Origin of the sequence: Siccibacter turicensis LMG 23730 (genome assembly GCF_000463155.2) — a bacterium.
In the GTDB taxonomy this organism is placed as follows: domain Bacteria; phylum Pseudomonadota; class Gammaproteobacteria; order Enterobacterales; family Enterobacteriaceae; genus Siccibacter; species Siccibacter turicensis.
In genome coordinates this window covers 197,596-214,891 of record NZ_AWFZ01000030.1, presented here as the reverse complement: position 1 = coordinate 214,891, position 17,296 = coordinate 197,596, and the positions used below count along the sequence as shown (strand labels likewise).

The 17,296-nt window shown below is 58.1% G+C and carries 11 protein-coding genes; 7 read left to right on the top strand and 4 right to left on the bottom strand.

The features are described from left to right. Positions 1-254: 254 nt before the first annotated feature. The gene (gene ubiG, locus DW58_RS10575; RefSeq protein ID WP_024548245.1) at positions 255-983 is read right to left on the bottom strand and encodes a bifunctional 2-polyprenyl-6-hydroxyphenol methylase/3-demethylubiquinol 3-O-methyltransferase UbiG; all 729 of its coding nucleotides are present in this window, start codon (positions 981-983) and stop codon (positions 255-257) included. A gap of 235 nt (positions 984-1,218) precedes the next feature. On the opposite strand from ubiG, the gene gyrA reads away from it, so the two are divergent. Together gyrA and rcsC are read left to right on the top strand one after the other, a co-directional pair. Beyond that, positions 1,219-3,855 carry a DNA topoisomerase (ATP-hydrolyzing) subunit A gene (gene gyrA, locus DW58_RS10570; protein WP_024548244.1) on the top strand — a complete coding sequence of 879 codons (2,637 nt, stop codon included), beginning with the start codon at positions 1,219-1,221 and terminating at the stop codon, positions 3,853-3,855. Positions 3,856-4,015: 160 nt separating this feature from the next. Next, entirely contained in the window at positions 4,016-6,865 is a 2,850-nt protein-coding gene (gene rcsC / locus DW58_RS10565; RefSeq protein WP_024548243.1) for a two-component system sensor histidine kinase RcsC, read from the top strand. Positions 6,866-6,913: 48 nt separating this feature from the next. Here the strand turns inward: rcsC and rcsB are convergent, their stop codons facing one another. Together rcsB and rcsD are read right to left on the bottom strand one after the other, a co-directional pair. Beyond that, positions 6,914-7,564, bottom strand: coding sequence for a response regulator transcription factor RcsB (rcsB, locus tag DW58_RS10560; protein ID WP_024548242.1), 651 nt, complete (start codon positions 7,562-7,564; stop codon positions 6,914-6,916). Between the two features lie 16 nt (positions 7,565-7,580). Then, positions 7,581-10,250 (bottom strand): phosphotransferase RcsD, encoded by a 2,670-nt coding sequence (gene rcsD, locus DW58_RS10555; RefSeq protein ID WP_024548241.1) that lies wholly within the window; start codon positions 10,248-10,250, stop codon positions 7,581-7,583. Between the two features lie 840 nt (positions 10,251-11,090). Between rcsD and DW58_RS10550 the strand changes: the two genes are divergently transcribed. The 5 genes from DW58_RS10550 to DW58_RS10530 all read left to right on the top strand — a co-directional run bounded on the left by DW58_RS10550 (position 11,091) and on the right by DW58_RS10530 (position 16,879). Next, on the top strand, positions 11,091-12,224 hold the full coding sequence (locus tag DW58_RS10550; RefSeq protein ID WP_024548240.1) for a porin OmpC: 1,134 nt from the start codon (positions 11,091-11,093) through the stop codon (positions 12,222-12,224). Positions 12,225-12,327: 103 nt separating this feature from the next. Next, positions 12,328-13,365 (top strand): FAD:protein FMN transferase ApbE, encoded by a 1,038-nt coding sequence (gene apbE, locus DW58_RS10545; protein WP_024548239.1) that lies wholly within the window; start codon positions 12,328-12,330, stop codon positions 13,363-13,365. A gap of 72 nt (positions 13,366-13,437) precedes the next feature. After that, the gene (gene ada, locus DW58_RS10540; RefSeq protein WP_024548238.1) at positions 13,438-14,505 is read left to right on the top strand and encodes a bifunctional DNA-binding transcriptional regulator/O6-methylguanine-DNA methyltransferase Ada; all 1,068 of its coding nucleotides are present in this window, start codon (positions 13,438-13,440) and stop codon (positions 14,503-14,505) included. Beyond that, on the top strand, positions 14,505-15,161 hold the full coding sequence (gene alkB / locus DW58_RS10535) for a DNA oxidative demethylase AlkB (RefSeq protein WP_024562558.1): 657 nt from the start codon (positions 14,505-14,507) through the stop codon (positions 15,159-15,161). The genes ada and alkB overlap by 1 nt, the downstream gene beginning before the upstream one ends. A gap of 71 nt (positions 15,162-15,232) precedes the next feature. Continuing rightward, complete coding sequence (locus DW58_RS10530) at positions 15,233-16,879, top strand: multidrug ABC transporter permease/ATP-binding protein (protein WP_024562559.1); 1,647 nt, start codon at positions 15,233-15,235, stop codon at positions 16,877-16,879. 88 nt (positions 16,880-16,967) lie between these two features. On the opposite strand, the gene DW58_RS21375 is transcribed toward DW58_RS10530, so the two are convergent. Then, on the bottom strand, positions 16,968-17,296 hold a 329-nt coding region (locus tag DW58_RS21375; protein WP_235810695.1), incomplete at its 5' end, for an STAS domain-containing protein.

The following is a 17,296-nucleotide window of genomic DNA, read 5'->3' as shown; positions in this document are numbered from 1 at the left end:
GGGGTTTGAGATAAGTTCATCACTATATGGTGAGTATTCTAGTTGGGAATCATTTGATAACAAGAGTTGATTTTGCGTTGTTTTTAGGTCTTGCGGAGGGGGCAGATTGCTAAGCCCTCGTATCGTAAGGCTTGTAGGGGATGTCAATAAGTTGCAAAAAAAAATGAAAATTTGATCGAGTGCTGATTTCTTCGACGACGCAACAAAATTGCGCGGTCAGCGCCGCGCAATCTTTATAGCAAAAACCTATGGCGTTAGTCGTTTTTGGCCTGTGTATGCAACATATAGTTAACATCCACGCCCGGTGCGAGGCGGAATGTGTTGGTCAGCGGGTTGTAGTGCAGCCCGGTCATGTGACGCTCCTGAAGCGAGGTCTCGTCCACCCAGCCCAACAGCTCCGACGGCTTAATGAACTTCTTCGCATCATGGGTGCCCTTCGGCACCATGCGCAGCACGTACTCGGCGCCCACCACCGCCATCAGCCAGGATTTGGCGTTGCGGTTCAGGGTAGAGAAAAAGACGTGCCCGCCGGGTTTGACCAGCGCGGCGCAGGCGCGCACCACCGACTGCGGATCCGGCACGTGCTCCAGCATCTCCATACAGGTCACCACATCGTAACCCGCCGGGTTCAGCGCGGCATGCTCTTCCACGGTGCGCTGCACGTAATCCACCGTCACGCCGCTCTCCAGCGCGTGCAGGCGCGCCACCTGTAACGGCTCAGCGCCCATATCAAGACCGGTCACGGTCGCGCCTTCCCGGGCCATGCTTTCGGCAAGGATGCCGCCGCCGCAGCCGACGTCGAGCACCGTTTTACCAAACAGGCCGCCGGCGCGTTCGCTGATATACCCGAGGCGCAGCGGGTTGATACGGTGCAACGGCTTGAACTCCCCGTCGAGATCCCACCAGCGCGAGGCTACCGCTTCAAACTTCGCGATCTCATTGTGGTCAACGTTGTGCTGCTTCGGGGATTGCTCTGGGTTCATGGGGGCGATTACTCCTTGTCTGGTAAGAAAAAGAAGTATAACAGGCCGCCGGTCCGAATAAAGGATGTTTCCCGGTTAGCCGCGGCGGGCCGGTTTTCTGCAAGTGCGTGATTGTGCGGCCTGAAGCGGCAAAACAACCTGCCCGCAGGACGGTTTAAGGCTTACCGGTCTGAGCAGGCTTGTGTTATAATTTGCGACCTTTGAATCCGGGATACAGTAGAGGGATAGCGGTTAGATGAGCGACCTTGCGAGAGAAATTACACCGGTCAACATTGAGGAAGAGCTGAAGAGCTCCTATCTGGATTATGCGATGTCGGTCATTGTTGGCCGTGCGCTGCCGGATGTCCGAGATGGCCTGAAACCGGTACACCGTCGCGTGCTTTACGCCATGAACGTATTGGGCAATGACTGGAACAAAGCCTATAAAAAATCTGCCCGTGTCGTTGGTGACGTAATCGGTAAATACCATCCCCACGGTGATACCGCTGTCTATGACACCATCGTCCGTATGGCGCAGCCATTCTCCTTACGCTACATGCTGGTCGATGGCCAGGGTAACTTTGGTTCGGTAGACGGCGACTCCGCCGCGGCGATGCGTTATACAGAAATCCGTATGTCGAAGATCGCGCACGAGCTGATGGCCGATCTCGAAAAAGATACCGTGGATTTCGTCGATAACTACGACGGCACCGAGCGTATACCTGACGTAATGCCGACCAAAATCCCCAACCTGCTGGTTAACGGCTCGTCGGGCATCGCGGTAGGCATGGCGACCAACATTCCGCCACACAACATGACGGAAGTGATCAACGGCTGCCTGGCCTACATCGACGATGAAGACATCAGCGTCGAAGGTCTGATGGAGCACATCCCTGGCCCGGATTTCCCGACCGCCGCCATCATCAATGGCCGTCGCGGCATTGAAGAGGCGTACCGCACCGGTCGCGGCAAAATCTACATTCGCGCCCGCGCGGAAGTGGAAGCCGACGCCAAAACCGGCCGTGAAACGATCATCGTTCACGAAATCCCGTATCAGGTGAACAAAGCGCGTCTTATCGAGAAAATCGCCGAGCTGGTGAAAGATAAGCGTGTGGAAGGCATCAGCGCGCTGCGCGACGAGTCTGATAAAGACGGGATGCGCATCGTGATTGAAATCAAACGCGATGCGGTGGGCGAAGTGGTTCTGAACAACCTCTACTCCCAGACGCAGCTGCAGGTTTCTTTCGGCATCAACATGGTCGCGCTGCACCACGGCCAGCCGAAAATCATGAACCTGAAAGACATTCTTTCTGCGTTCGTGCGCCACCGCCGCGAAGTGGTGACGCGCCGTACCATTTTCGAATTGCGTAAAGCACGCGATCGCGCGCACATCCTTGAAGCGCTGGCGGTTGCGCTGGCGAACATCGACCCGATTATCGAGCTGATTCGTCGCGCGCCAACCCCGGCCGAAGCGAAAGCGGGCCTAGTGGCGCAGGCGTGGGATCTCGGCAACGTGGCGGCAATGCTGGCCGGTGCCGGTGACGACGCGGCGCGTCCGGAGTGGCTGGAGCCGGAATTCGGCGTGCGTGACGGTAAATACTACCTGACCGAACAGCAGGCACAGGCGATCCTCGACCTGCGTCTGCAGAAGCTGACCGGTCTTGAGCATGAAAAACTGCTCGACGAGTACAAAGAGCTGCTGTCGCAGATCGCAGAGCTGCTGCACATCCTCGGCAGCGCCGAGCGTCTGATGGAAGTGATCCGCGAAGAGCTGGAGCTGGTACGCGATCAGTTCGGCGATGAGCGCCGTACCGAAATCACCGCCAACACCGCGGATATCAACATCGAAGACCTGATCAACCAGGAAGACGTTGTGGTAACGCTGTCGCATCAGGGCTACGTGAAGTATCAGCCGCTGACGGATTACGAAGCGCAGCGCCGCGGTGGGAAAGGGAAATCTGCCGCCCGCATTAAAGAAGAAGACTTTATCGACCGCCTGCTGGTGGCCAACACCCACGACACCATCCTGTGCTTCTCCAGCCGGGGTCGTCTCTACTGGATGAAGGTCTATCAGCTGCCGGAAGCGAGCCGCGGCGCCCGTGGTCGTCCTATCGTTAACCTGCTGCCGCTGGAAGCCAACGAGCGTATTACCGCTATCCTGCCGGTGCGCGAGTACGAAGAGGGCGTTAACGTCTTTATGGCTACCGCCAGCGGTACCGTGAAGAAAACCGCGCTCAAAGAGTTCAGCCGTCCGCGTACCGCGGGGATTATCGCGGTTAACCTCAACGAGGGCGATGAGCTGATCGGCGTTAACCTGACCACCAGCGATGACGAAGTCATGCTGTTCTCGGCGCAGGGTAAAGTGGTGCGCTTCAAAGACGGCGCGGTGCGCGCCATGGGTCGTACCGCGACCGGCGTGCGCGGTATTCGTCTGATGGACGGCGACAGCGTGGTATCGCTGATTGTGCCGCGCGGCGAGGGAGCCATCCTCACCGTAACGCAAAACGGTTACGGTAAACGTACCGCAGCGGAAGAGTACCCGACCAAGTCCCGTGCCACTAAAGGGGTTATCTCGATCAAGGTGACCGATCGTAACGGTCCGGTGGTTGGCGCCGTGCAGGTCGACGATGCCGATCAGATCATGATGATCACCGATGCCGGTACCCTGGTGCGCACCCGCGTATCAGAGATCAGCATTGTGGGCCGTAACACCCAGGGCGTTATCCTCATCCGTACCGCGGACGATGAAAACGTAGTGGGTCTGCAGCGTGTCGCAGAGCCGGTTGATGATGAAGAGCTTGACTCTATCGACGGCACTGTCGCGGAAGGGGATGACGAGATCGCCCCGGAAGTGGACAGCGATGACGACGCAGCGGACGACGCTGAAGAGTAATGCCAGCGGGCTGTTCGATCCCCGGATCGGGCAGCCGCAAGCAGGGCAAAAAAGAGGGCGGCTTGTGCGCCCTTTTTTATTGCCGCTGCGACGTTGCGAGCGCTGACGTTTACCGCTACTTTAAAGCACATTCTATTAACCTGCTGACGGCTCAGTCATTTTGAAATACTTCGTCTCCTTTCGCACCACGCTTAAAGTGTCGCGCTATCTGTTCCGCGCCCTGGCGCTTTTGCTCTGGCTGCTGATCGCGCTGTTTTCCGTGTTTTATATCGTCAATGCGCTGCATGAAAAAGAGTCCGAGATCCGTCAGGAGTTCAACCTGAGCTACGAGCAGGCGCAGCGTTACATCCAGCGCACGTCGGACGTGATGAAAGAGCTGAAGTATATTGCTGAAAACCGTCTGACCGCCGAGAACGGCGTACTGCCCGGACTGGCGCGCAACAACAGCCGCGTGGGCATTCCCGAGTTTCAGCCGCTGTTCCCCGACTCTGACTGTTCCATGCTGGGCAACACCTGGCGCGACTCGCTGCAGTCCCTGGCCTGGTTCTTGCGTTACTGGCGCGACAACTTCTCCGCCGCCTACGATCTCAACCGCGTGTTCCTCATTGGCAGCGACAATCTCTGCATGGCTGACTTCGGCCTGCGTGAAGCGCCGGTGGAGCACGATAAGACCCTGAAAGCGCTGCACGAGCGCATCCTGAAATACCGCAACGCTCCGCGCGAAGAGCAGGGCAATAGCCTGTTCTGGATAAGCCAGGGGCCGCGTCCCGGCGTGGGCTACTTCTATACGCTGACCCCGGTGTATCTAGCCAATCGCCTGCAGGCGCTGCTCGGTATCGAGCAGACCATCCGCATGGAAAACTTCTTCACCCCGGGCAGCCTGCCGATGGGCGTGACCATCGTGGATGAAAATAACCATCCGCTGATCTCCCTGACCGGCCCGGAGTCGCGCATTGAACCCGACCCGCGCTGGACCCAGGATCGCGCCTGGTTTGGCTACACCTCCGGGTTCCGCGACCTGGTGCTGAAGCGCGGCCTGCCGCCGTCATCGCTCAGCGTGGTCTATTCGGTACCGGTGGATCTGGTGCTGGAGCGCATCCGCATGCTGATCCTCAATGCGGTGCTGCTCAACGTGCTGGTCGGCGTGGTGCTGTTTACCCTGGCGCGGATGTACGAGCGGCGGATCTTTATTCCGGCGGAAAACGACGCCCAGCGTCTGGAAGAGCATGAGCAGTTCAACCGTAAAATCGTCGCCTCGGCCCCGGTCGGAATCTGCATCCTGCGAACCCAGGACGGGACCAACATCCTCAGTAACGAACTGGCGCATAACTACCTCAACATGCTGACCCATGAGGATCGCCAGCGGCTGACGCAGATTATCTGCGGCCAGCAGGTGAACTTCGTTGACGTGCTGACCAGCAACCAGACCAACCTGCAAATCAGCTTTGTGCACTCGCGCTACCGCAACGAAAACGTGGCGATCTGCGTGCTGGTGGACGTGTCGGCGCGCGTGAAGATGGAAGAGTCGTTGCAGGATATGGCCCAGGCGGCGGAGCAGGCGAGTCAGTCGAAATCCATGTTCCTTGCCACCGTCAGCCACGAGCTGCGCACGCCGCTCTACGGCATTATCGGTAACCTTGACCTGCTGCAGACCAAAGCGCTGCCGAAAGGGGTGGACCGCCTGGTGACGGCGATGAACAACTCCTCAAGCCTGCTGCTGAAAATCATCAGCGACATCCTCGACTTCTCAAAAATCGAGTCCGAGCAGCTGAAGATTGAGCCGCGCGAGTTTTCCCCGCGCGAAGTGATGAGCCACATCACCGCCAACTATCATCCGCTGGTGGTGCGCAAGCAGCTGGGCCTGTACTGCTTTATCTCGCCTGACGTCCCGCTGACGCTGCAGGGCGACCCGATGCGACTCCAGCAGGTGATCTCCAACCTGCTGAGCAACGCGATCAAGTTCACCGACAGCGGCTGCATTATTCTTGATGTCTCCACCGAAGGGGATTATCTCTCCTTCCGGGTGCGCGACACCGGGGTAGGGATCCCGGCGAAAGAGGTGGTACGGCTGTTCGATCCGTTCTTCCAGGTGGGCACCGGCGTGCAGCGCAACTTCCAGGGTACCGGACTGGGGCTGGCGATCTGCGAGAAGCTGATCAGCATGATGGACGGCGACATCGCGGTGGATACCGAACCGGGTATGGGAAGCCAGTTCACCATCCGCATTCCGCTCTACAGCGCGAGCGAAAGCAGCAAACCTTACGTTGACGGTCTGGCGAACAAACGCTGCTGGCTGGCGGTGCGTAACGCCTCGCTGCAGCGCTTTGTGGAAAACATGCTGGAGCGCAGCGGGATCCGCACCCAGCGCTACAACGGCGAAGTGCCGGATCAGGATGATGTGCTGATCACCGATGACGAGGCCTTCACCTCCTGGAGCGGTAAAGCCGCGATCCTGTTCTCGCGTCGCCACATCGGCCTGCCGGTGGAGCGCGGAGACAATCTTTGGCTGCACAGCGTGGCGTCGCCGCACGAGCTGATTACCCTGCTGGGACGCATCTACCGCATTGATGTGGATGTGCCGGGCAGCACGCCATCGCTCTCCTCAGACGCCTCGTCCGGCGCGCAGAATGACGACATGATGATCCTGGTGGTGGATGACCATCCGATCAACCGCCGTCTGCTTGCCGACCAGCTTGGGTCATTGGGCTACCACTGCAAAACCGCGAATGACGGGGTAGATGCGCTCAATGTGCTGAGCAAGAACCATATCGATATCGTCCTGAGCGACGTGAACATGCCGAACATGGATGGCTATCGCCTGACGCAGCGCATTCGTCAGCTCGGTCTGACCCTGCCGGTGGTAGGGGTGACGGCGAACGCCCTTGCGGAAGAGAAGCAGCGCTGTATTGAGTCGGGAATGGATAGCTGTCTGTCGAAGCCGGTCACGCTGGATGTACTGGGACAGACGCTGGCGGTGTATGCAGAGCGGGTGCGTAAAACGCGGGTCTAGCAGAAAAGAAAACCCCGCCGGCAAGGATGCCTGGCGGGGTGTGAGTCATTACTCTTTATCCGCAGGCGTCAGGCTTACGGAGGAGAGGTAGTTCAGCAGGGCGATATCGTTATCCACGCCCAGTTTCATCATCGCTGATTTCTTCTGGCTGCTGATGGTCTTGATGCTGCGGTTAAGCTTCTTGGCGATTTCGGTAACCAGGAAACCTTCGGCAAACAGGCGCAGCACTTCGCTCTCTTTCGGCGAAAGGCGCTTGTCGCCATAACCACCGGCGCTGATTTTCTCCAGCAGGCGCGATACGCTTTCCGGGGTAAACTTCTTCCCTTTCTGCAGGGCCGCCAGCGCTTTCGGCAGGTCGGTTGGTGCGCCCTGTTTCAGCACGATACCTTCGATATCCAGATCCAGCACGGCGCTCAGAATCGCCGGGTTGTTGTTCATCGTCAGAACAATGATCGAGATAGCCGGGAAGTGACGCTTGATGTACTTAATCAGGGTGATACCGTCGCCGTACTTGTCGCCAGGCATGGAGAGGTCGGTAATCAGAACATGTGCATCAAGTTTTGGGAGGTTATTGATCAACGCTGTGGAATCTTCAAACTCACCGACAACATTCACCCACTCGATCTGCTCAAGTGATTTGCGAATGCCGAACAGAACAATCGGATGGTCGTCGGCAATAATTACGTTCATATTGTTCATGTATTAGGCTACCTTGCTACAGCAAGCTTTTGACGTAAGCGTCAATGTCGCTGATGTATTTTTCTGTCGATGGAGCATCGTTCTCACGAATGTGATGCTCCAGTGTTTCACATAACTGCTTGCCGGGTACCAGATTCAGCATGGCGAACACCCCTTTCAGGCGGTGCGCCGTCTGTGCCAGCGCAGCAAAGTCACTCGTTGCTGATTCAGTATACAGCCTCTTGACATCGTCCGGTACTGTGTCCACAAACAGCGCGTAATAGCCGCTGGCGTGGAGCTGGGCGTTCTCGTCACCCCCGAGCGGGGATTCCGGAAGCGCTTCCTGGGCAAGCTGCTCTTCGATGAGCTGCAACACTGCTTCCTGCATGGCATTACTGATATTGAAGTTTACCCGTAGCTGGCCCGGGCCAATACGACGTACACCGTTCTCATCATCGCTTAAAAGCAACCCTGAGGCAGTAAGATTAGACGGATTATCCGTTAAAAAGATGTCATAGGCTTGACTTGATAACCGTTCATCAGGGGTAACGCAGCTGGCCCCCCAGTGCTCAAGCTGGCGGATAACGATATTGCGTACCTCATTCGACGTAACGTCAACCATCGCGACAACATCATCCAGCAGGCGCTCTTCCTGCTCTTCATCCTGCGGTTCGGCGTTCATCTTCACATGCAGTGAATAGCGCGTGCCCAGCTCCTGGCGCGATTTGATGTTCAGATGCCCACCAAGACGTCTCGCCAGCTGGTTGCAGAGATAGAAGGTCAACCCGTTCGCATGACCGTAGCGATCTTCGCTGGTGTCGTTGAGGAACGGGAAGTGCAAATTATCGATCTCGTTGTTATTGATACCGTCGCCGGTATCGAGAATGCGGAAGGTGAGGCGGTCGCTGGCGGACTCGTCGGCGCTGATCTCAAGGGTAATTTTACCGATGTGCGTAGTGGTGACCGAGTACTGAATCAGCATCAGCAGGATTTTGCGCAGCGCCTCGCGATCGCCGTGGCGCTCTTCGTTGCGCGACAGATGGTTATTAATAAAGAGCTGCAGCCCTTTACGCTTAATCACCGGCAGCACTTCCGGCACCACTTCATCGATCAGATCCTGAATCGCAAAGCTCGACGGGCTGGTTTTCCAGCTCTCATCTTCCAGCATGTTCAACAGCTGAATTTCATCCACCAGGCGTACCACCGTGTCAGCCTGCTGGGCCATCACCTGGGTCTGGGGAGTATTGAGCGCGCTCAGGCCGTCAGCGAGCTGTTTCACCGGCAGCTTCAGGGCGTCGCCGATGTGGTGCATAAAGGCCGCGCGGCCCTGCTGGTTCTTCTCGTAGAGCCGCTGAGCCTGCTTGAGCTTCTTATTCACCAGAATCTCGCGATCCTGATCGCGAATGATAAATATCTGGGTGCGCGGCAGGATCTGGCTGCGGAACTGACGGATCTCATACAGCTCGTTGTTGATCGTCGCCTGAATCACGCCCTGGTGCTGATCCGCCATGCTGGTAATGTTCTGCAGGTTAAGGTGCGGCAGCAGGTGATCGGCAATTTTGTTGCTGATAATGGTCCGGTTGGCTTCCTGATCGTGCACCAGCAGCCCGATAGGCAGCAGGGCAACAATCTCTTCGTTGAGCGCGCGAAGCAGATGCAATTCGTTATTGTTCGCCATCGTTGACGGCAGCTCAGCCTGACGCACCGGCTGGTGACGGAAGGTGGTGTAGCCAAAGATCGCCAGCGCCAGCAGGCCAATATTGAGCAGCAGCGGCAGCAGCACGTTTTGCAGGGTATCCATCAGCAGCGTGCCGAACGGGACTTCCCACACCAGGCGCAGGCCAGTGCTGTCGACCTGGGAGCTGATCTCAATGCGCGAACTGTTGAAATGAATCCGCACGCTGTCCGGGTCGCTCTTTTCCGCGCTCGCGCCAACGGGCTGGGTATCGCTCTGGTCGAGACGGAAGCTGTCGAGGGTCATGCCCGGCGGAATAAGGTCGTTGATCGGCAGATCGAAGGCCACCACGGTAGCCAGATGGCCGGGCTGGTTAAAGGTGGTGCGCAGCGTGAAGTAGTGGCCGTTCTGCCAGGCCAGACTGCGCAGCGGCGAGAAGCTTTCACGTTCATCCAGGGCGTTGGCCTGCTGGAGCATCTCGGCGCGGCGTGAATCAACGATGTTGCTCACCGTCGACTCCTTGAAGCCGGACGCCAGATCTTTAAGCGGCAGGGTAGAGACCAGAATCATGCTGTTATCCTGGCCGTTCAGATAGTACATCGACCAGGGCACGCTTTCCGCACCCCACAGGGTATCGAGGTAGCTGGAGATCCGCTGGGTCATCTCCAGCGTGGCGCTGTCATGGGAGCCAAAAATGAGCGCTTCGGTTTTGCGGCGCGGTTTTTCCAGATAGTAGACGTCCTGCTTAAGGCGCGTCTCCTGCAAGCCGCCCGCCGCGCCGCCGCTGGTGGTGGCCGCAATGTTGTCATAAATCTGCCAGGTGGCGTAGCGCCAGGTATCAACGCGCTTGTGCAGCGCATTGCTGATATCCACCACCTGGTAGCTCTTGTCTTTTAGCCAGGCGTTAACGGCACTCTGTACCATCACCCCCATAGTCACCAGCAGAACGATGATCAACAAAAGAAAGAAACGGGTAATGCTACCCGGCATCAGTGAAAACTTGTTGGGGATCATTGTGTCAGATTGACTCATTGTTGTGTGTAACTCACTTTGACAACGCCATAAAAAGAGACGAATTCAACCAGAATGTGGCGGCTGAAGCTGCCTTTGTAGGCTCTTCCTGAGCAAGTGCGATAACGACCGTCAGGCGCGCCGTGGTATGACGTCATGTCCGCCGCGGTATGACCGTGGTGTACTACTACGCGAGTATCGCAAAAAAAGGAGTATAAAGCGAAATGAATGATTTGCCAGGCGTCTCGCTTACTCCTCTCACGGACAGACCGGTTGCCGATGAACCTGAGCCTGCGGGATGAATACCACACGCAGCACAAAAATAACGCTGAATAAAAAGAACACAGCGCGCGAAATAATATCGTCATGAAACGGTTAACAATAATTCATTTACAACGGGAAATAATACCGGGAATAAGCGAAGGGCAAAAAAATACCGGATGCAAGCATCCGGCAGCAAAATAGGGGTAAACAGACATTCAGATATGAATGACGGTAATAAATAAAGTTAATGATGATAGCGGGAGTAATTCTAGTCGCGGTCCTGAGATCGGGTTTGGCAATCAGTGCGGTAATCAGTAAATCTACCTATCTTTATGTTTTTAATGACTAACTGAGATTTTTTGATATTTAGTGCGCATATTTTTAGCAATTGGTGCTTTAAGAAGTTCCCTTCCATTAACTTTTTGTTACACCGTTTGCAGTGTATGAAACATCTTAAAAGTTTTCGTATCATATTCCCGTTGGATTTGTCCTCTGAATTTCATAAGAATTGGGTTTGCCGACTGATTGCAGGGTTAATCAGTAAGCAGTGGCACATAAAAAGGCATATAAAAAGGCATATACAGAGGGTTAAATATAATGAAAGTTAAAGTTCTGTCCCTCCTGGTACCAGCACTGCTGGTAGCAGGCTCCGCTCACGCGGCTGAAATTTACAACAAAGACGGCAACAAACTGGATCTGTTCGGTAAAGTCGACGGCCTGCACTACTTCTCTGACGACTCAAGTAATGACGGCGACAAAACCTACATGCGTATCGGCTTCAAAGGCGAAACCCAGGTTAACGATCAGCTGACCGGTTACGGCCAGTGGGAATACCAGATCAACGGTAACACCGCTGAAAACGAAAACGACTCCTGGACTCGTGTGGCATTCGCCGGTCTGAAATTTGCTGACGCTGGCTCTTTCGACTACGGTCGTAACTACGGCGTTATCTACGACGTAACCGCATGGACCGACGTTCTGCCGGAGTTCGGCGGCGACACCTACGGTGCAGACAACTTCCTGCAGTCCCGTGCTAACGGCGTGGCAACCTACCGTAATACCGACTTCTTCGGTCTGGTAGAAGGCCTGAACTTCGCCCTGCAGTATCAGGGTCAGAACGGCAGCTCTCGTGGTGAAGATGACACCGGTCGTGGCGTGCTGAACCAGAACGGCGACGGCTTCGGCGGTTCTGTCACCTATGACATCGGCGAAGGCTTCAGCATCGGTGCGGCGGCAGCCAGCTCCAAACGTAGCGATGACCAGAACACCCTTAATGCGGGTCAAGCGAATGCCATTTACGGCAGCGGCGATCGTGCTGACGTTTACAGCGGCGGCGTGAAATATGATGCGAACGACATCTACCTGGCAGCGCAGTACACCCAGACTTACAACGCGACCCGCTTCGGCGGCAACAGCGGTTCTGACGCGTTCGGTTACGCTGATAAAGCGCAGAATTTCGAAGTGGTTGCTCAGTACCAGTTCGACTTCGGCCTGCGTCCGTCCATCGCTTACCTGCAGTCTCGCGGTAAAAACATCAGCAACGGCTCCATCAACTATGGCGACCAGGACCTGGTGAAGTATGTTGATGTAGGCACCTACTACTACTTCAACAAAAACATGTCCACCTACGTTGATTACAAAATCAACCTGCTGGACGACAACAACTTTACCCGTGCCGCTGGCATCGGTACCGACGACATCGTGGGTGTAGGTCTGGTTTACCAGTTCTAATCCCGTTTGTTGCAGTAAAAAGGGGCCTCTGGCCCCTTTTTTGTTTTTCTGGCGGCGTAAAAAAATGGTGTACCCTGTCGCGCAGTTTATATAAGGAAAACCGATGCGATATCGCTTATCTCTGATCGGCCTGATGGCCTCGCTTCTGTTACTCGTCGGGTGCGATAGCCCGGACGCCGACGCGCCGCAGGTGCTGGAAGGGAAAACCATGGGAACCTCATGGCGGGTGAGCCTGGCCGGGGTTGATGCGCGGCGCGGCGCAGAGCTGCGCGGTAAAATCCAGGCGCAGCTTGATAAAGACGACCGTCTGCTCTCCACCTGGAAGGATGACTCGGCGCTGATGCAGTTTAATCACTCGTCCAGCACCGATCCCTGGCCGGTAGATGCCGCCATGGCGGATATCGTGACCCTCTCGCTGCGGATCGGGCATTACACCCAGGGCGCCATGGATATCACCATCGGCCCGCTGGTGAATCTCTGGGGATTCGGGCCGCAGGCGCAGCCAACCGTCACGCCGGATGCCGGGCAGATTGCCGCCGCGCGCGCGCGTACCGGTTTACAGCATCTGCGGGTGATTACGGCGGCCAGCACGCAATGGCTGCAAAAAGATATTCCCGACCTGTTTGTCGATCTCTCCACCGTGGGCGAAGGGTACGCTGCCGACCATCTGGCGCAGTTGATGGAGCGCGAAGGCATCAGCCGCTACCTGGTATCGGTGGGCGGCGCGCTGGCCAGCCGCGGCATGAACGCGGAAGGGAAACCCTGGCGCGTGGCGATCCAGAAACCCACCGACCGGGAAAACGCGGTGCAGGCGGTGGTGGATATCAACGGCCACGGGATCAGTACCTCGGGCAGCTACCGCAACTACTATGAGCTCAACGGGAAACGCGTGTCGCACGTTATCGACCCGGCAACCGGCCAGCCCATTACTCATAATCTGGTTTCCGCGACCGTTATCGCCCCCACGGCGCTGGAAGCCGACACCTGGGACACCGGCCTGATGGTGCTCGGCCTTGAGAAAGCGAAGGCGGTGGCGCTGGAGCAGGGGCTGGCGGTTTACCTGATTACCAAAGAGCAAGATGGCTTCGCGGTGTGGATGTCTCCCCAGTTCAAAAGCTTCCTGGTTGACAGCAAAAATTAAAACGCAAGATTTCGGGTGTCGGTCGATGGGCAGCCTGCGAGAGTAGGGCTACCCTTTGATCAGGAGCCGGCTATGAAAACCACTGAAACTCTTATCTCACAGCAGCGCTGGCAGGCGGTGCAGGACCGCGACACCGCAGCGGACGGCAGCTTTGTCTTCGCAGTGATTACCACGGGCATCTACTGTCGACCTTCGTGTCGCTCGCGCCGTGCGCGACGGGAGAACGTGCTGTTTTTTGCGACCCCGGACGCGGCCGAGACCGCTGGCTTTCGCCCGTGCAAGCGCTGCCAGCCGGCGACGATTCATCCCGACCAGCAGCGCGCCGGACGGGTAGTGACGGCGTGCCGCATCATGGCGGCGAGCGATACCCCGCTGACGCTGGATGCCATTGCCCGCGAGGTGGCGATGAGCCCCTGGCACTTCCACCGGCTGTTTAAATCCGTCACCGGCCTGACGCCGAAAGCCTGGCAGCAGGCGCTGCGCGCCCGGCGGGTGCGTGACGCGCTGCACGGGGGAGAGACGGTGACGCGCGCGGCGCTGGACGCGGGCTTTCAGACCGGCAGCAGCTTCTATCATCAGGCCGATGCGGCACTCGGGATGACGCCCCGGCAGTACCGGCGCGGCGGGCGTGAAATGGCGGTCTGCTACAGCGTCGCGCCGTGCGAACTGGGCCGCTGCCTGGTGGCGCGCAGCGAGCGCGGGATCTGCGCGATTCTGCTGGGCGATGACGACGACGCGGTGGTGGCGGAGCTGGCGCGGCTGTTTCCCCATGCCCAACGGCTGACGGACGATAAGACCTTTGATGAGCAGGTCGCACGGGTTGTGGCCTGCATTCATACCCCGCATGCCGCCTGCGATCTGCCGCTCGATATCCGCGGCACCGCATTTCAGCAGCGGGTCTGGCAGGCGCTGCGGGCGGTCCCCGCCGGGAATACGCTGAGTTACCGCGAGCTGGCCCAGCGCATCGGCCAGCCTGACGCGGTGCGGGCGGTGGCAAATGCCTGCGCCGCAAACCGTCTGGCGGTGATCGTCCCCTGTCATCGGGTAGTGCGCAGCAGCGGGGTGCTGGCGGGCTACCGCTGGGGCAGCGACCGTAAAGCGAGCCTGCTGGCGCGTGAGTCACTTTTTAAGGAGACATAATGCTGGATCTGTTTGAAGGCGAAGCGCCGTGGCAGGAGCCGCTGACCGACGGCGCGGTGGTGCTGCGCCGCTTTGCGCTGGCCGAGGCCGGGGCGCTGATGGAGGGCATCGCGCAGGTCAGCGAGCAGTCACCGTTTCGGCATATGGTGACGCCGGGTGGGCATACCATGTCGGTGGCGATGACCAACTGCGGCACGCTGGGCTGGGCTACCGACCAGCGCGGCTATCTTTACGCGGGACGCGATCCGCGGACCGGCGAGCCCTGGCCGGCAATGCCCGCAGCGTTCCGCGCCCTGAGCGATGCGGCATCCGCCGCCGCGGGCTACGCAGGCTTCGCCCCGGACGCCTGCCTGATCAACCGCTACGCGCCGGGGGCGAAGCTGTCGCTGCATCAGGATAAAGACGAGCCGGATCTGCGGGCGCCGATTGTGTCGGTCTCGCTCGGGCTGCCGGCGGTGTTTCAGTTTGGTGGGCTGCGGCGCAACGACCCGCTAAAACGCCTGCTGCTGGAGCACGGCGACGTGGTGGTATGGGGCGGGCCGTCGCGGCTGTTCTATCACGGCATTCAGCCGCTGAAGCCGGGTGTGCATCCGCTGACCGGCGAGTACCGCTACAACCTCACGTTTCGTGCCGCGGGTAAAAACGACTATAAATAAGAATTATTCTTGCCGTCGAACGCGAGCCGTTTAAACTGCGGGCTGATTTTTCTCATTGGGTAGCCTGCTTTATGGATCTTTTGCTGCTTGTCTGGCGCCAGTACCGCTGGCCGTTTTTGATGGTGATGCTGCTGAGCCTGCTCAGCGCCGCGCTGGGGATTGGCCTGATTGCGTTTATCAATCAGCGCCTGATTGAAAACGTTGATATGTCGTTGACGGTATTGCCGGAATTTCTCGGGCTGCTGCTGCTGCTGATGGCGATTACGCTCGGGTCGCAGCTTGCGCTCACCACGCTCGGTCACCACTTCGTCTACCGCCTGCGCAGCGAATTTATCAAATGCATCCTGGATACCCCGGTTGAACGCGTCGAGCAGCTGGGCAGCGCCGCGCTGCTGGCCGGACTTACTAGCGATATTCGTAATATCACCATTGCCTTCGTGCGTCTTCCGGAACTGGTGCAGGGGATTATCCTCAGCATCGGCTGCGCCGCTTACCTGGCGCTGCTCTCAACCAAAATGCTGCTGGTCACCACCGTCTGGCTGGCGATCACCATCTGGGGCGGCTTTGTGCTGGTGTCGCGCGTCTATAAGCATATGGCGATCCTGCGTGAGACCGAAGACAAGCTGTATAAGGATTATCAGACGGTGCTGGAGGGGCGCAAAGAGCTGACCCTCAACCGCGAGCGCGCCGCCTGGATTTTTGACCATGCCTACGCCCCGGATGCGAAAGAGTATCGTCACCACATTATTCGCGCCGACACTTTCCACCTGAGCGCGGTGAACTGGTCGAATATCATGATGCTCGGTGCCATTGGCCTGGTGTTCTGGATGGCGAACAGCCTCGGCTGGGCCGACACCAACGTGGCGGCGATTTACTCCCTGACGCTGCTGTTCCTGCGTACGCCGCTGCTCTCGGCGGTCGGCGCGCTCCCGACGCTGCTCACCGCCCAGGTGGCGTTCAACAAGCTCAATAAGTTCCACCTGGCCCCGTTCAACGCCGCGTTTCCGGCGGTGCGTGAAAAAAGCGACTGGCAGACGGTCGAACTGCGCGATGTGGTATTCCACTATGCGGATAACAGCTTTGCGGTGGGGCCGATAAACCTCACCATCAGACGCGGCGAACTGCTGTTCCTGATTGGCGGTAACGGCAGCGGGAAATCCACGCTGGCGATGCTGCTGACCGGGCTGTACCAGCCGGTGTCAGGCACCATCCTGGTGGATGGCGAACCGGTGACTGACGCCTCGCTGGATGACTACCGGGCGCGTTTCTCGGCGGTGTTCACCGATGTGTGGCTGTTCGATCAGCTGCTCGGGCATGGCGGTCAGCAGGCGCGGCCTGAGCTGGTGGACGCGTGGCTGGCACGTCTGAAAATGAGCGAGAAGCTGGCCCTTGAGAACGGCAAAATTCTCAACCTCAACCTCTCGAAAGGGCAAAAGAAACGCGTGGCGCTGCTGCTGGCGCTGGCCGAGGATCGCGACATCATCCTGCTGGACGAGTGGGCCGCCGATCAGGACCCGCACTTCCGCCGCGAGTTTTATCAGGTGCTGCTGCCGTTAATGCAGGAGATGGGAAAAACCATTTTCGCCATCAGCCATGACGATCACTATTTTGTGCACGCCGATCGTCTGCTGGAGATGCGCCGCGGACAGCTGTCCGAGCTGCACGGCGAAGAGCGCGATCTCGCCAGTCGCGACGCGGTGGCGCGTACCGGGAGTTAAGCCTGTCGACAGGGTGGGGGCGCTACGCTTACCCGCCCTGCGGCATCAGCTACAGCCGGGCGGGGCGGGTAAACGTCCCGCCCCATCTTTATACTTTACCCGTCAACCGCTCGTGGAAGTCGCGGCTGCGCAGGTCGAGGCCTTCAATGGTCACCGTTGCATCATGACGCGCGTAGCGGGTTTCAATCGCATCCAGCATTGCCACGGTTGACGCATCCCAGATCTGAGCATGCGTCAAATCGATGATCACCCGCGACGGGTCGTCGGCATAGTTGAAGTGCTCAAACAGATCGTTGCTGCTGGCAAAAAACAGCGGGCCGCGCACCGTGTAACGCACGCTCTGCCCGTCTGCAGCCAGCGCGCGTTCAGCGTGAACCACATGCGCCACCCGGCGTGCGAACAGCACCATCGCAAATC

Bases quoted from the DNA above. Each gene is read 5' to 3' on its own strand.
- ubiG (WP_024548245.1), bottom strand. From the start codon at position 983: ATGAACCCAGAGCAATCCCCGAAGCAGCACAACGTTGACCACAATGAG.
- gyrA (WP_024548244.1), top strand. From the start codon at position 1,219: ATGAGCGACCTTGCGAGAGAAATTACACCGGTCAACATTGAGGAAGAG.
- rcsB (WP_024548242.1), bottom strand. From the start codon at position 7,564: ATGAACAATATGAACGTAATTATTGCCGACGACCATCCGATTGTTCTG.
- rcsD (WP_024548241.1), bottom strand. From the start codon at position 10,250: ATGAGTCAATCTGACACAATGATCCCCAACAAGTTTTCACTGATGCCG.
- DW58_RS10550 (WP_024548240.1), top strand. From the start codon at position 11,091: ATGAAAGTTAAAGTTCTGTCCCTCCTGGTACCAGCACTGCTGGTAGCA.
- apbE (WP_024548239.1), top strand. From the start codon at position 12,328: ATGCGATATCGCTTATCTCTGATCGGCCTGATGGCCTCGCTTCTGTTA.
- ada (WP_024548238.1), top strand. From the start codon at position 13,438: ATGAAAACCACTGAAACTCTTATCTCACAGCAGCGCTGGCAGGCGGTG.
- alkB (WP_024562558.1), top strand. From the start codon at position 14,505: ATGCTGGATCTGTTTGAAGGCGAAGCGCCGTGGCAGGAGCCGCTGACC.
- DW58_RS10530 (WP_024562559.1), top strand. From the start codon at position 15,233: ATGGATCTTTTGCTGCTTGTCTGGCGCCAGTACCGCTGGCCGTTTTTG.